This window comes from Cupriavidus sp. BIS7 (assembly GCF_000292345.1).
Lineage (GTDB): Bacteria > Pseudomonadota > Gammaproteobacteria > Burkholderiales > Burkholderiaceae > Cupriavidus.
The window spans coordinates 84,783-97,847 of record NZ_ALOU01000007.1 but is presented as its reverse complement, the minus strand read 5'-3'; the positions used below and the strand labels follow the sequence as shown (position 1 = coordinate 97,847).

Sequence of the window (13,065 nt, the reverse complement as noted above, 5' to 3'; positions counted from 1 at the left end):
GATTACTGGCGTTGATGGCGTGGCTGTCAGCGGCAGCGGCATGGGCCGCGCCGCCGGTTTCATCCGCCGATCAGATCGAGCGCGGGCGCTACGTTGCACGTATCGCCAATTGCGTGGCCTGCCACACGAGCGGCGGCGCGCCGATGGCAGGGGGGCTACCGCTGCAGACTGGCGCCGGCACGGTCTACTCGACCAACATCACACCCGACGCCGAGACTGGCCTGGGCCGATATTCGTTCGAGGACTTCGATCGCGCCGTGCGGCAAGGCGTGGCGCGTGACGGCAGGCGGCTCTATCCGGCCATGCCCTATCCCTCGTACGCGAAGATGACACGTGAAGACGTGGCTGCCGTGTATGCCTGGCTGCGTGCGGAGGTCAAACCGGTGCGGCAGGCCAATCGCGAATCCCGCATGGAATGGCCGTACAGCATACGCTGGCTGATGGTGCCGTGGAACCTGCTGCACCTTGAGCAAGGGCCCGCGCCAGTCAACAAGACCAAGGGCGAAGCATGGAACCGCGGCGCCTACATCGTCCAGGCCGTTGCGCATTGCGGCGCGTGCCATACGCCGCGCGGCATGCTCTTCGGCGAAAGAGGCACCGATACGCGCAGCCGCGACTTCCTGTCCGGCGCGATGGTGGAGGGCTGGTCGGCCACGAACCTGACCGGCGACCCGGTGACCGGCCTTGGCGCGTGGTCGCTGACCGAGATCGTCGAGTATCTGCATACGGGGCGTAACGCCCATGCAACCTCGTTCGGGCCGATGTCCACGGTCATTGCCTCGTCGACCCAGTACATGACGCCAGCCGATCTTGAGGCGGTGGCGACATATCTGAAGTCGATCCCGGGCGCTCGCCGCGAGACCGAGTCGTTCCGTTATGACCCGGCGGTTGCCACGCAGCTTGAGCAGGGCCGGTTCGATACGGCCGGCGCACGCCAGTATGCGACGTACTGCATGCCGTGCCACAACGCCAGCGGCAAGGGCTTTGCGCGCGTGTTCCCGCCGCTGGCGGGAAACCCGACCGTGGTGGACCCGAATCCCGCTTCGCTGGTGAACCTGCTGCTCAATGGTGCCGTCACCGCTCGCGTCAACACCGCGCCAACCGACTATCACATGCCCGGTTACGGCTGGACCATGGAGGACCAGGAACTTGCCCACCTGCTGACCTTTATCCGCAGCAGTTGGGGCAATCGCGCCGCGCCGGTTTCCGTGGAGGCCGTGTCGCAACGCCGAGCCGCGCCTGCAAAGGCATCACCGAACGCACAATGACCATTACTCGCAGAGATTTCCTGAACGGAACCGCGCTGACGATTGCCGCGGGGATGACCCCCGCCAGTCTGCTGCGCGCGGCCGAAACGGCGGCTGCGGGCTATCCTCCGGCCTTGACCGGGCTGCGCGGCAATCACGCCGGCACCTTCACGCTGGCCCACAGTCTGGCCCGCGAAGGCGCCACCTATCCGGGCGTGATGGCGAAGGAATCGTATGACCTGGTGGTAGTGGGCGGGGGGATCGGCGGGCTGTCCGCCGCGTGGTTCTACCAGCAGAAGTTCGGCGCCAAATCCCGGATCCTGATTCTGGACAACCACGACGACTTCGGCGGGCATGCCAAGCGCAACGAGTTCACGGTGCGCGGACGCACGCTGGTGACATACGGCGGCAGCGCTGAAATGCCGCCGTCCGCCAATGACAACGCCGCGGTCCGCACGTTGCTGGCCGGGCTGGAACTTGCGCCGACGTCCCAGGCGCGCCCCGGCGATGACTATGCGCGACGCGGTCTTGGGCGTGCGGTCTTCTTCGACGCTGAGCATTTCGGGCGCGACCAGTGGCTGGCCGGCGACCCGTTCGCCGCGCTTATCGATGCACGCAATGGCGGCACGCGCCCGGCGCTGGACGATCTTGGCGCGTTTCTCAACGCGGCGCCGTTATCCCCGGCCGACCGTCCGGCATTGCAGCGGCTGGCGCAGGGCGAGACCGACTACCTGGCTGGCATGCCGGCCGATGCGCGGGCGCGTTATCTGCAAACCACGCGCTACGCGACATTTCTTCGCGAGAAGGCCGGCCTGGGCCTGTCCGCGCTGCGCTTCCTGCGCAGCCGCAGCCAGGACGCCTTTGCGCTCGATGCCGATGGTGTGTCGGTGGCGCAGGCCATCTCAATCGGCCTGCCGGCCGGCGCCGGCATGCCCGCGCCAGCCATCGACCCGCGCCTGGGGAAGTCCCCGGCGTCGCGCCTCTGGTTTCCCGATGGCAACGCCACGCTGGCACGTGCGCTGGTTGGCCGGTTGCTACCCGACGTGGCATCGGCCCGCGGCCCGGACATCGTCGGCGCGCGACTCGACTACAGCAAGCTCGACCGCGAAGGGAATCCGGTGCGCATCCGGCTGAACAGCACGGCCATCGCCATCGAGCCCGATGTGCGGATCACGCGTGTCACCTATGGCTGGCAGGGCAATCTGCAGCGTGTGGAGGCCAGGCACGTCATCGTGGCCGGCTACGACATGATGGTGCCGTTCATCCTGCCATCGCTGCCAGCCCCGTCCAAGGCGGCGCTGCGTGCGTGCGTCAAGGCGCCGCTGGTCTATACGAAGGTGGCGCTCGACAACTGGCGCGCGTTCGATGCACTGAAGACCTGGCGCATCCACGCGCCAACCATGGCCTATTCCGATCTGTGGCTCGAATCCACGGCAGGGGGCAGGGACGACCCCGTGGTGCTGCACATGCTGTATGTGCCGACCGTACCCGACAGCGGCATGCAGCCGCGCGAGCGCTTTCGCGCGGGCCGCGCGTTTCTGCTAGGCACGCCGTTCGAAGTGCTCGAGCGCGATATCCGCAGCCAGCTTGACCGCATGCTGGTATCGGGCGGATTCAAGTCCGCACGCGATATCCGCGGCATTACGGTCAACCGCTGGGCGCATGGCTACAGCTACATGCCATCGGGCCTGGTGCCCGACGACGCCGGCCTGCAGGCCGCGCTGGAGCAGGCGGGGCGCGGCGAGGGAAATATCCGGATCGCCGGCGCTGACACTGCGGCGAGTCCGTCCGTCACGAGCGCCATCGAGCAGTCGTCGCTGGCAGTGTCGTCACTGAAGGCCCCGGTTTAAAGGAACTGCCATAGATCGCACTGCGCGCGTTTGGCATCATCGGAAGATTCAGTTTTCCGGAGTCTGTGATGAAACATTGGCTTGGAGCGATGGTGTTTGCCGTCGCAGGCAGCGTCGGCAGCGGCGTACAGGCAAGCGAAACCGTCACGCTGCTGTTCAACGCCGATATCGTGCCGTCTGCGTGTTCGGTTTCCCTGGCGACACCCGCGGGCGCCACCCACGTCGACTACGGCGCGATTGACTTGTCGGCCCAAATGACTGCTGGCAGGACCGCAAACCTGACGCTCATGGAGCAGTCAGTCGTCCTGACGGTGAACTGCGATGCGGCCACGCGCGTGGGCATCACGGCGACGGATGGCCGTGCAGGCAGCGCCCCCCAGGGGTTCGATGCGATGATCGGGCAAAACTACGTGGGTATTAACCCGGTAACAGGCGGGGCATTCGGCCTGGGTACTGCCGGCACCTCTCCCATCGGCGGATACTTCATTCACCTGGCGCCGCAGCCAGGTAGCGTGACCATGGGCTCGCAGCAAGCCGGCGCGTTGCGATCCGATAACGGGGGCACAAGCTGGTCCGCAATACATTCCACGCAGAACCACGCCGATCGGGTACAGCTGGCTAGCGGCAGTCGCATCCATACCTGGACGACCCTGTCGAATCAGGGTGTTCTTGGCAAGGCGCCCGCGGCACTGACCAGCGCTACCATGCGATACGAAATATTCCCGGTCATCCTGCCGGAATCACGGCTGCCGCTGACCGGTGCAATCATCCTGGACGGTCACGCCACGTTCACACTGGTATATCTGTAGGGCATCCCACCAGGTTGGCCCGGGGGGCACCGCCTGGCGGGCGCGTCTCCGGGTCATCCGCCGTTGACGAACTTGTGCAACAGTCGCCGGAACTCCTCGAACTCTTCCGGCGAAAATCCCTTCAGACGCTCGTTCAGCACCTCCGGCGCGATCGCCGGAATCTCCGCGGAGATCAATTTCCCCTTGGAGGTCAGCGTCAGATTCACCACGCGGCGGTCGTCAATACTGCGGCTGCGCTCGAGCAGGCCTTTCTCCTCCAGCTTGTCGAGCATGCGCGTCATTAATCCACTGTCGATACCAAGCAGCTTGCTGATCTCGAACGGCGTGGCGGCCATCCCGCGCGTCAGGGCCAGCAGGATGCCCATCTGCTGCCCGTTGATATCGAGCGGGCGCAAGGCCGAATCCATTTCGATCAGCAGGCTGTTGCGCGCCTTGTTCAGGTGAAAGCCAATGCTCTGGGTGAGCTGGAAGTTGTCAGATGTGTAGTGTCTCACTGCAGATTCCTTTATCGAAAACGGTCTCGTCGATCCATCTGCTTGCGGAATGTAGTCTGGCAAATCCTGCATCGAATGGGAATTCAATTTTATTGTGATTTGATATAGATGGAATGGAATTGGCGCCGAATTGCGTGGCTGGTGAAGGTGAATCCGGAAATATCAGAAATATAACACCCGTACGGGTTAATACAATGACCCGTTGATATTGTATTTGCGGTGCTGTGAGCTGATAATCGCCGCGGAAATCATGTGGTGTGAATCCAGTGATGGCCCGTAGCGAGGAAGAAAAACTTAATTCAGCGCGCGAGAAAATTCATGACGCGCTGCTGCGCATCGCCCCCTGCACTCCGGTACATTCGCAGACGAGTATCAAAAAGGGCTTGAAGTGTCACTTCGGGCCAACAAACAGGAGTCTGGAATGCATCGATGGCTGCGATCGGCAATCGCGGGGGGGCTTGCAACAATGGCCATGGCGGGCGGCGCGCAGGCGCAGGGCAGCGCCGAGGATGCCAACAAGAGCAATAACCCACTGAATCTGGCGGCCTCGTTCAATATCCAGAATTATTATTCGCCGAGTCTGTTTGGCAGTAATACTCACACCAACGATTTTCTGCTGCGTCCAACTCTGCCGTTGGGCCCGAACAAATGGGTTGGTGTACCCCAGATAATCCGCGGAACGGTGCCCGTGAGCACGCGTCCGAAAGCCGATGGTTCATATGAAACGGGACTCGGCGATATCAACCTGTTCGATATTTTCCTGCTTCATACCGAGGGCATCCAGATCGGCGCCGGCCCGTTGCTGACACTGCCAACCGCGACTGACCCGAGTCTGGGCACGGGCAAATGGCAAGCAGGTCTTGCCGGTGTGGTCGTGGACGCAAAGCCCGCCCGGCTGCTGGGGATGCTCGTGCAGTGGCAGCATTCGTTCGCGGGGCAAAGCAGCCGCCCGGACGTGCAGTCGCTCACCGCGCAGCCGTTCATGATCTTCAACCTGCCGGACGGATGGTATGTACGTTCCACCGGCACATGGACTTTCGATCTGCAGCACGGCAACTACTATGTTCCGGTAGGGCTCGGCGGCGGCAAGGCCTGGAGAGAGGGCACCACCATCTTCAATGCGTTTGTCGAACCACAGTATTCCGTCCTCCACCAGGGCACGGGGGTGCCTCGATGGACCATCTTCGCCGGTCTCAATATGACATTCGGAAAATGAGGCGTGCACTCCTGGCTTCCGCGTTGACGCTGCTGGCAACCGCTCTTGGGCTGCCGCCAGCCGTTCACGCGCAGTCTCAGGATCAGGCACAGGTGCAGGACCAGGGCAAAGCCCAAGGCAAGGACCAGGCCCCGGCGGATACCGCAAAACCCGCCGACGCAGCGCAACCGCAGGCCGGGAAGAAGCGCCTCTCGTTCTTCGATCCCGAGGATGGCATGCTCGATATGAGCGACTTCCTGCTCAACCACAAGGGCGCGCTGCCGGTACCCATGGTCATTACCGAACCGGCCATAGGCTATGGCTTCGGGCTGGGACTGATGTTCTTCTCGGAGTCAATGGCCGAGGCCGCAGCCGAAGCGCGCGCCAGCGGCAAGGGGCCCGCGCCGCCGAACATCACGTTTGTTGGCGGTGCCTACACCGAAAACGGCACGTGGGCCGCCGGCGCCGCGCATTTCCACACGTGGGATGGCGACCGGATCCGCTATCTCGGCGGCATCGGCAAGGTCGACGCCAATCTCGAGTACTTCGGCCTGTCAAACCAGGCGCGCGCGTACGAGCTGCAGGGCTTTGGCCTTGTGCAGCAACTGCTGTTCCGGGTTGGGGACTCGCACTGGTATATCGGCCCGCGCTACGTGTACGCCGATACGTCGGCCACGTTCAAGTTTGGCAATACCGCTGGTGAGTTGGGCCCATTCGAGCGGGACCAGCGTATCGGCAAGGGCGGGATCGTCATCGACTACGACTCGCGCGACAACATCTTCTACCCGAACAAGGGCAGCTACGCGGAGCTTGAGGCACAGTTTGCTCGCGCCGGCTTTGGCAGCACGCAGACCTTCGACATGTACAACGCGCGCGGCTTCACATGGTTGCCGTTCGCGCGGACGCTGATCCTTGGCTTGCGTGGCGATACGCGCTTTTCGACTGGTGATGTGCCGTTTTATGCACAACCGTACGTGGACCTGCGAGGCGTGCAGAAGGGCCGCTACCAGGATCGCAATGCCGTGGTTACGGAAGTCGAGCTGCGCTGGGACGTGACGCCGCGCTGGTCGCTGCTGGCGTTTTCCGGGGCGGGCAAGGCCTATGGCCGCTGGCACGATTTTTCTGACGCATCGACGGTCGTCAGCGTTGGCGGCGGGTTCCGCTACATGATCGCCCGCAAGCTGGGCCTTGCGATGGGTATCGACGTGGCGCACAGCCGCGATCAGAACGCGTTCTATATCCAGGTGGGCAGCGCGTGGCACTGATTGCCTGCGCCTGACCCTGCCAATATGCAAACGGGCCCGCAAGGGCCCGTTCTCGCTTTCTCCGTTAGTCCACCGCAGGGAAATCCAGCGTCGTGTCGTTGACGCGATTAATCATGTTGGTGAACAGGATGGCACTGACTGCCTGGATGGCCTCGACGATCTGCCCATCGCTGTAATCTGCCGCACGCACCGCTTCCAGGCTTGCCGCAGGCACCGTGCCGCGCGTGCTGACCAGTTCCACTGCAAAACGTGTCAGCGCATCGATCCTGGCATCCGCCGGGTAGCTGCCGCGACGAAGCTCGCGCATCTGCTCGTCGGTGTATCCGGCCATCTTGCCGGTCAGCGTGTGCGCGGCTACACAGTAGTCACAGCCGCTGTGCTCGCTTACGGACAGGTTGATGGCTTCCAGTTCCCGCGCCGACAGGTTGCCCTTCTTCAGCACCGCGCCGGTCTGCAGCGCTTGCGCGAGTACCGCCGGGGCGTTGCTGCCGATCGTCGCGTAGGCGTTCGGCACCTTGCCCACGGCGCCGCGGATGGCGGCAAACAGTTCAGCGGCCTGGCCGGTGGCTTCCTGGACGGCGACGGTATGCAGGCGAGTGGTCATGGTCTTGCTCCTTTGTGTCACGGGTATCGGGGGATGGAGGCGGCGCGTTGTGTTGCTGCGTTTCCATGGACTCCATGGTAGGTGCGGGGGCGATTCGTATGGATTAGAATCGGCTCAACTTTTTGCTCAATCGTCTCACTGCTCTCACTGCCGAATCGCCCCATGGACAGCCTTAGCGAACTCGTACGCCTGCTGGCGCCGGCCGGCACGGTGGACCTTCATTGCCGGGTAGCCGGCGCATGGTCGGCCCACAACGAACAGGCCCCGGCGGGGCATGTGCCATACCACGTCATCCTCGATGGCGACGTGGAGGTGCTGGTGGGCAAGGAAAAGCTGCGAGTTGGCACAGGCGACGTCCTGCTGTTTCCGCACGGCGCGGCGCATACGCTGCAAGGGGCCCACGGCGGCCCGCGCAGAGCCCCGGAGTCGCGGCAATTCAACGGCGTGGTGACCGAGGTGACCGTCCCGGGAGCCGATTCGCCGCTCGATATCCTGTGCGGCACGTTCGTGCTCGGCAGCTCAGCAGGTGTACTGTTGCGCGCGTTGCCCGAGGTGCTCTGCATCGGCACGAAGCGCGCCGACGAAGGCGACCTTGGCTGGCTACGGGGCCTGATCGGCATGATGCACGCTGAAGCCGATCAGCCGCGTGCCGGTAGTGCGGCCATCGTCGCCGATCTTTCCACCGCGCTGTTCACGGTGCTGTTGCGCGCGCTGATTGCACAGGGCATGGTGTCTCACGGCGTACTGGCGTTGATGGCCGATGCACGCATGGCGCGCGCCGTCGATGCCGTGGTGCGTGCGCCGGAGAAGCCGTGGACCATCGACAGCCTCGCGCAGGTGTGCAATGTCTCGCGGGCCACGCTGGCGCGCCGTTTCGCGCAACTGGGCATGACGCCGCTGGAACTTGTCACGACGCTACGCATGGAACGCGCGGCACGGTTGCTGCGCCAGGATGACATGTCGGCCGCAGCCGTGGCGGAGCAGTGCGGCTACGCTTCACAGGCAGCGTTCGGCCGTGCGTTCACGCAGCAGTTTGGCATCGGCCCGGGCGCATACCGGCGGCAGCACCGCGCGTTGCGCAGCGTAGCCTGAGGGCCACGAAGTCAAAGCCAGCCACCGCGCCAGCCCCCAGAGCACAGGAAACTCGTATGCCCCCCGCAACCAGACCCAATGACAACTGGGACGACTACCGCTACTTCCTGGCCGTGGCCCGCGCCGGTACGCTTTCCGCCGCCGCAGAGCGGCTGGGCACCGAACACACCACGGTAGCGCGCCATATCCACGCGCTGGAGCGCGCGCTGAACACGCGCCTGTTCCACAAGAGCCACGTGGGCTACGCGCTGACCGATGCGGGCGAGCGGCTGCTGGCAACGGCAGAAGCCATCGAGAGTGCGCTGCTTGCGTCCCGGGCCGCGGCTGTTGGCGAACAGGAGATCGCGGGGATCGTGCGCATTGGCGCGCCAGACGGCTTTGGCAGCATGTTCCTGGCGCCGCGCATCCATGCACTGACCGCGCGGCACCCACGGCTCGAAGTGGAGATATTTGCGGCTGCGCGGATCTTCAGCCTGACGCGGCGCGAGGCCGATATCGCCATTGGCCTGTCGGGCGCCGAGCATCTGCGCGTGGCGTCGCGCCGGCTGACCGACTACCGGATGTTTGTCTACGGGACGAAGTCGTACCTGAAGCGTGCCGCGCGGATTCGCAGCAAGGCGGACCTCGTGCATCACCCGTTCGTCGGCTACGTGGAGGAATTGCTGTTCTCGCCCGAGTTGAGTTTTTCCGGTGCGGTCGGCGTCGAAAATCCCGCACGCGTGCGCAGCACGAACCTGCTGACGCAGGTGCACGCAACGCTGTCCGGGCACTGCCTGTGCATCATTCCGGCCTACGTGGCGGCCGCCTTTCCGGCGCTGGTGCCGGTGCTGCCGGATGCGGTCGAGGTAACGCGCACCTTCCATATGCACGTGCACGAGGACCACTGGAAATCGGCGCATGTGCGGGCCGTGGCCAGCTTTATCGTCGAGGAAGTGGAAGCGAACACGGCACTGTTCCTCGATCTGGCAATCTGAACCCCCCGAACGGGTGAGCCTGTGGTTGTGCATCTTTGCACAACCGATGCGGATTTCCGGTCTGTCGTTGTGCACAAACTCGGCGAATAATCGCCTTGTGTCAGGTTTGCCGCATAACGTCATGTCCGCCCCCGTATCCGCTCACCCATCCGTCGCCAGTCCCGTCCAGTCCGCTCCCACGCACCCGCTGCGCACGGTGACGCAGGTGGCCGCGTTGCTGGCCGTCTGGTTCGCTGCCGACTGGCTCACGCGCAAGCTGGGCTGGTCGATCTCGCCCGGCGTACTCGGTCTGCTGGCAGTGCTCGGTGTGCTGCTCACCGGCAGGGCCAAGGTTGACTGGGTCAAGGATGGCGCGAACTGGCTGCTTGGCGAACTGGTGCTGTTCTTCATCCCCTGCGTGGTGGCCGTGGTCAACTACCTGCCGCTGTTTCGCCGCGAGGGCGTGCAGCTTGTCATCGCCGTGACGGCTGGCACGGTGCTGGTGATGGCCGCCACTGCTCTGGCCGTTCACGCCGGATGCCGGCTCGAAAGGCGTCTAGCGCGGCTGCGTGGCGAGCCGGAAGGGGAGCATTAAGATGGCGTCGTTTCTTTGCCTGGCCTGGACGGTCGCGCTGTACTTCGCCGTCAAGCCGTTCTACCAGCGCAATCCACGGATCTGGCTATCGCCGGCAATCGTTGTGCCGGCGCTGACCATCGGCTTGTTGCTCGTTGCCGATATCCCCTACGCGGCATATGTGGCCGACACGCGCTGGATGGTCTGGTTGCTCGGCCCGGCCACGATCGCGTTTGCGGTGCCGATCTACGAGCATCGCGAGATCGCGCGCCGCCACTGGATTGCCCTGGCACTTGGCGTGATCGTGGGCATGCTGGTGGCGATGCTCAGCGCGCGCTTGCTGGCCGAGGCGTTCCACTTCAATACCGAGGTCTCGCGCAGCCTCATGGCGCGTTCGGTATCCACGCCGTTCGCGGTGGCGGTGGTGTCCCATACGGGCGGGTCTGCGGAGCTTGTGTCGCTGTTCACGGTGATGACCGGGCTTGCCGGCATGATTGTCGGCGACACGGTGCTGGCTCTGCTGCGGCTGCGTTCGCCGGTGGCGCAGGGCGCGTCGCTGGGCACTGCCGCGCACGGCTTCGGTACCGCGCGGGCCCGCCAGCGCCACACGGAAGAGGGCGTGGTGGCCAGCCTGACGATGGTGCTGGCCGGCGTGCTGATGGTCATTGCCGGCCCGACGCTGACCGGCTGGGTGACGGCGCTTGTGGGCTGACCCCGCCAGCCCAGGTTGATCATCTTGCACCTGTGCGCGATCTGACGCGGCGCGGCGGCCACTTCCGCGCGGCGGGCTAGGTAAGGCCATACCGCGCGAACTAGACTTTCCGTCAGCAACACATGCCACGCGGGAGGTTTGCGCCATGGCTGCACGTTCCATTGCCACGCTTTCGATCAGCTTCGGTCTGGTCTCGATTCCGGTAAAGGTGTATTCCGCCACCGAGACCAAGTCGGCGGTCAGCTTCAACCTGCTGCACAAGGGGTGCGGATCGCGCCTGCGGCAGCAGTACATCTGCCTCAAGGAGGACGTCGTGGTGGACCGCGACGACATGGTCAAGGGCTACGAGTTCGAGAAGGATCGCTATGTGACCTTCACGCCCGACGAACTCAAGGCGCTGGAGGATGCCGCGCATCAGACCATCGACATCGTGTCGTTCATGCCGGTTGGGGCGATCGACCCGATCTATTTCGACAAGGCCTACTACCTGGGCCCGGACAAGCGTGGCGCCAAGCCCTACAACCTGCTTGCGGAGGCGATGCGCAAGACCGGCACGTGCGCGCTGGCGAAATGGGCGTGGAAGGGCAAGCAGTACATGGTGCAGGTCCGCGTGGGCGATGATGGGTTGATCCTGCAGCAGTTGCTCTATGCGGATGAAGTCCGTGACATGGCGGACCTGCACGTGGAGCACACCGATGTGCAGCCGGCCGAGCTGGCGCTGGCGCGGCAACTGATCGAGCAGAACTCGGTCGACGGGTACGACCCGGCCGCCTACACCGATGAGGAGAAGCAGCGCATCCTTGAACAGATCGACAAGAAGATCGCGGGCAAGAAGATCACGGTGGCTGCCGAGGCACCGCCGCCAACCACCGGCGAGGTGATCGATCTGATGGAGGCGCTGCGCAAGAGCATCGGCGCCAACAAGCGGCAGCCTGCAGCGAAATCGGAGGGAAAGGCCGCAGCCAAGGCTCCTGCGAAGACGGCAACGAAGGCTGCAACCGGCGCCGCAACCAACTCCGAACGGCCAGCGCGCAAGACCGCCAGGCGCGCTGCCAGTGCCACGCCCGCAGAAGCGCCACGGCGCGCGGCACGCAAATAGAAGGCCGTTGCGACGATGGATTCCTACTCGATGCGCGATGTCCAGTCCTTGCTGGGCATCCCGCGAACCGTCGTGTCGGCGCTGATAGCGGCGGGCGTGATTGCCCCGCGGCGCGGCGCGCGTCATGCATACCGCTTCACCTTCCAGGACGTGGTGCTGCTTCGCACCGCGCAGTCGCTGCGTGAATCGCGCATTCCCACGCGGCATATCACGCGATCGTTGAAGCGCTTGCAGGGTCTGGGCGAAGGCCGTCCGCCAACCGGCCTGCGCGTGACCGCCGTGGGCGGCGATGTCACGGTGCACGACAGGCATGGCCGCTGGCATGTGGAATCCGGCCAGTTCGTGCTGGATTTTGGTCCGGACGAAGCGGAAGACGCGCAGGATGCGGAAGCCACGAAGGACGTGGGCGGGCGCGGCGCCAAGGTCGTCGATCTTCGACGGTTATCCTCGGCCGACGATCCCGTCACGTGGTTCGAGCGAGCCGCCGCGCTTGAAGACGGCGCCCCGGCAGCCGCCGAGCAGGCTTACAAGCACGCGGTATCGGCCGCCCCCGACTATCTCGATGCATGGCTGAACCTTGGCTGCATGCTGTGTGACCACAGCCGTTTCGACGAAGCCGTTGCGTGCTATCGCATGGCGCTCGAACATCTGCCCGACCAGCCGCTGCTTCACTTCAATCTTGGTGTGGCACTGGAAGACGCCGGTGCGCTGCGCGACGCGCTTCGCAGCTACCACGCGTGCATCGAACTGGCTCCCGACTTTGCAGACGCCCACTACAACGCGGCGCGGCTGCACGAGGAACTTGGCGATCCGCATCGCGCGATTCGCCATTACAACCAGTATCGGAAGCTGGAAGCTGTGGAATAGGGGCTGTTATGACCGCCATCGCGAACTCGCCCCGCCGTCCGCGCGCCCCGCCAGCTTGACGGGCCCGCAGCAGGCACAGCCGGTGCCGTGGCTGGCGGACGCTTCGCCCGATCCGGCCAGCCCGGGCGCGCCAACCAGCGCCCGCGCGGCCTGGCTGCCGCACGCGGGGCAGACGGCCGGATCATCGCGTCGGGCGATTGGACGGATTTCGGCGAAATCGCCGCATTTTTCGCATCGGTAGTCGTACGTCGGCATCGCAGCGCAACCGTGGAGTCATGGCAGACTCGATCTTAGATCAATTGAC

14 protein-coding genes are annotated in these 13,065 nt (G+C 64.5%); 11 read left to right on the top strand and 3 right to left on the bottom strand.

Annotation, left to right across the window (positions count from 1 at the left end):
• Positions 1 to 14: 14 nt before the first annotated feature.
• The 3 genes from B552_RS0102325 to B552_RS0102315 all read left to right on the top strand — a co-directional run bounded on the left by B552_RS0102325 (position 15) and on the right by B552_RS0102315 (position 3,906).
• Entirely contained in the window at positions 15 to 1,268 is a 1,254-nt protein-coding gene (locus B552_RS0102325; protein WP_019447384.1) for a cytochrome c, read from the top strand.
• Entirely contained in the window at positions 1,265 to 3,097 is a 1,833-nt protein-coding gene (locus B552_RS0102320; protein ID WP_026035236.1) for an NAD(P)-binding protein, read from the top strand. The genes B552_RS0102325 and B552_RS0102320 overlap by 4 nt, the downstream gene beginning before the upstream one ends.
• Before the next feature lie 68 nt (positions 3,098 to 3,165).
• Entirely contained in the window at positions 3,166 to 3,906 is a 741-nt protein-coding gene (locus B552_RS0102315; RefSeq protein WP_019447382.1) for a DUF1120 domain-containing protein, read from the top strand.
• 53 nt (positions 3,907 to 3,959) lie between these two features.
• On the opposite strand, the gene B552_RS0102310 is transcribed toward B552_RS0102315, so the two are convergent.
• Positions 3,960 to 4,400 carry a MarR family transcriptional regulator gene (locus tag B552_RS0102310; protein ID WP_019447381.1) on the bottom strand — a complete coding sequence of 147 codons (441 nt, stop codon included), beginning with the start codon at positions 4,398 to 4,400 and terminating at the stop codon, positions 3,960 to 3,962.
• Between the two features lie 421 nt (positions 4,401 to 4,821).
• Between B552_RS0102310 and B552_RS0102305 the strand changes: the two genes are divergently transcribed.
• Together B552_RS0102305 and B552_RS0102300 are read left to right on the top strand one after the other, a co-directional pair.
• Positions 4,822 to 5,616, top strand: coding sequence for a hypothetical protein (locus B552_RS0102305; protein WP_019447380.1), 795 nt, complete (start codon positions 4,822 to 4,824; stop codon positions 5,614 to 5,616).
• The gene (locus B552_RS0102300) at positions 5,613 to 6,860 is read left to right on the top strand and encodes a BamA/TamA family outer membrane protein (RefSeq protein WP_035879304.1); all 1,248 of its coding nucleotides are present in this window, start codon (positions 5,613 to 5,615) and stop codon (positions 6,858 to 6,860) included. The genes B552_RS0102305 and B552_RS0102300 overlap by 4 nt, the downstream gene beginning before the upstream one ends.
• Before the next feature lie 64 nt (positions 6,861 to 6,924).
• Here the strand turns inward: B552_RS0102300 and B552_RS0102295 are convergent, their stop codons facing one another.
• A complete protein-coding gene (locus tag B552_RS0102295; protein ID WP_019447378.1) occupies positions 6,925 to 7,464 on the bottom strand; it encodes a carboxymuconolactone decarboxylase family protein in 540 nt (179 codons plus the stop codon).
• A gap of 162 nt (positions 7,465 to 7,626) precedes the next feature.
• Here B552_RS0102295 and B552_RS0102290 point away from each other — a divergent pair, with 162 nt between their 5' ends.
• The 6 genes from B552_RS0102290 to B552_RS0102265 all read left to right on the top strand — a co-directional run bounded on the left by B552_RS0102290 (position 7,627) and on the right by B552_RS0102265 (position 12,761).
• On the top strand, positions 7,627 to 8,556 hold the full coding sequence (locus B552_RS0102290; protein WP_019447377.1) for an AraC family transcriptional regulator: 930 nt from the start codon (positions 7,627 to 7,629) through the stop codon (positions 8,554 to 8,556).
• A gap of 56 nt (positions 8,557 to 8,612) precedes the next feature.
• Complete coding sequence (locus tag B552_RS0102285) at positions 8,613 to 9,530, top strand: LysR family transcriptional regulator (protein ID WP_019447376.1); 918 nt, start codon at positions 8,613 to 8,615, stop codon at positions 9,528 to 9,530.
• Positions 9,531 to 9,651: 121 nt separating this feature from the next.
• On the top strand, positions 9,652 to 10,104 hold the full coding sequence (locus B552_RS0102280; protein ID WP_019447375.1) for a CidA/LrgA family protein: 453 nt from the start codon (positions 9,652 to 9,654) through the stop codon (positions 10,102 to 10,104).
• Between the two features lies 1 nt (position 10,105).
• Entirely contained in the window at positions 10,106 to 10,795 is a 690-nt protein-coding gene (locus tag B552_RS0102275; RefSeq protein ID WP_019447374.1) for an LrgB family protein, read from the top strand.
• Positions 10,796 to 10,940: 145 nt separating this feature from the next.
• Positions 10,941 to 11,894 (top strand): Ku protein, encoded by a 954-nt coding sequence (locus B552_RS0102270; protein WP_019447373.1) that lies wholly within the window; start codon positions 10,941 to 10,943, stop codon positions 11,892 to 11,894.
• Positions 11,895 to 11,909: 15 nt separating this feature from the next.
• Complete coding sequence (locus B552_RS0102265) at positions 11,910 to 12,761, top strand: tetratricopeptide repeat protein (RefSeq protein ID WP_019447372.1); 852 nt, start codon at positions 11,910 to 11,912, stop codon at positions 12,759 to 12,761.
• A gap of 6 nt (positions 12,762 to 12,767) precedes the next feature.
• Here the strand turns inward: B552_RS0102265 and B552_RS0102260 are convergent, their stop codons facing one another.
• The gene (locus tag B552_RS0102260; RefSeq protein WP_019447371.1) at positions 12,768 to 13,016 is read right to left on the bottom strand and encodes a zinc ribbon domain-containing protein; all 249 of its coding nucleotides are present in this window, start codon (positions 13,014 to 13,016) and stop codon (positions 12,768 to 12,770) included.
• Positions 13,017 to 13,065: the final 49 nt, after the last annotated feature.

Excerpts from the sequence above, each read along its gene's own strand:
- B552_RS0102325 (WP_019447384.1), top strand. The coding sequence starts at position 15 with ATGGCGTGGCTGTCAGCGGCAGCGGCATGGGCCGCGCCGCCGGTTTCA.
- B552_RS0102320 (WP_026035236.1), top strand. The coding sequence starts at position 1,265 with ATGACCATTACTCGCAGAGATTTCCTGAACGGAACCGCGCTGACGATT.
- B552_RS0102315 (WP_019447382.1), top strand. The coding sequence starts at position 3,166 with ATGAAACATTGGCTTGGAGCGATGGTGTTTGCCGTCGCAGGCAGCGTC.
- B552_RS0102305 (WP_019447380.1), top strand. The coding sequence starts at position 4,822 with ATGCATCGATGGCTGCGATCGGCAATCGCGGGGGGGCTTGCAACAATG.
- B552_RS0102300 (WP_035879304.1), top strand. The coding sequence starts at position 5,613 with ATGAGGCGTGCACTCCTGGCTTCCGCGTTGACGCTGCTGGCAACCGCT.
- B552_RS0102295 (WP_019447378.1), bottom strand. The coding sequence starts at position 7,464 with ATGACCACTCGCCTGCATACCGTCGCCGTCCAGGAAGCCACCGGCCAG.
- B552_RS0102290 (WP_019447377.1), top strand. The coding sequence starts at position 7,627 with ATGGACAGCCTTAGCGAACTCGTACGCCTGCTGGCGCCGGCCGGCACG.
- B552_RS0102285 (WP_019447376.1), top strand. The coding sequence starts at position 8,613 with ATGCCCCCCGCAACCAGACCCAATGACAACTGGGACGACTACCGCTAC.
- B552_RS0102280 (WP_019447375.1), top strand. The coding sequence starts at position 9,652 with ATGTCCGCCCCCGTATCCGCTCACCCATCCGTCGCCAGTCCCGTCCAG.
- B552_RS0102275 (WP_019447374.1), top strand. The coding sequence starts at position 10,106 with ATGGCGTCGTTTCTTTGCCTGGCCTGGACGGTCGCGCTGTACTTCGCC.
- B552_RS0102270 (WP_019447373.1), top strand. The coding sequence starts at position 10,941 with ATGGCTGCACGTTCCATTGCCACGCTTTCGATCAGCTTCGGTCTGGTC.
- B552_RS0102265 (WP_019447372.1), top strand. The coding sequence starts at position 11,910 with ATGGATTCCTACTCGATGCGCGATGTCCAGTCCTTGCTGGGCATCCCG.
- B552_RS0102260 (WP_019447371.1), bottom strand. The coding sequence starts at position 13,016 with ATGCCGACGTACGACTACCGATGCGAAAAATGCGGCGATTTCGCCGAA.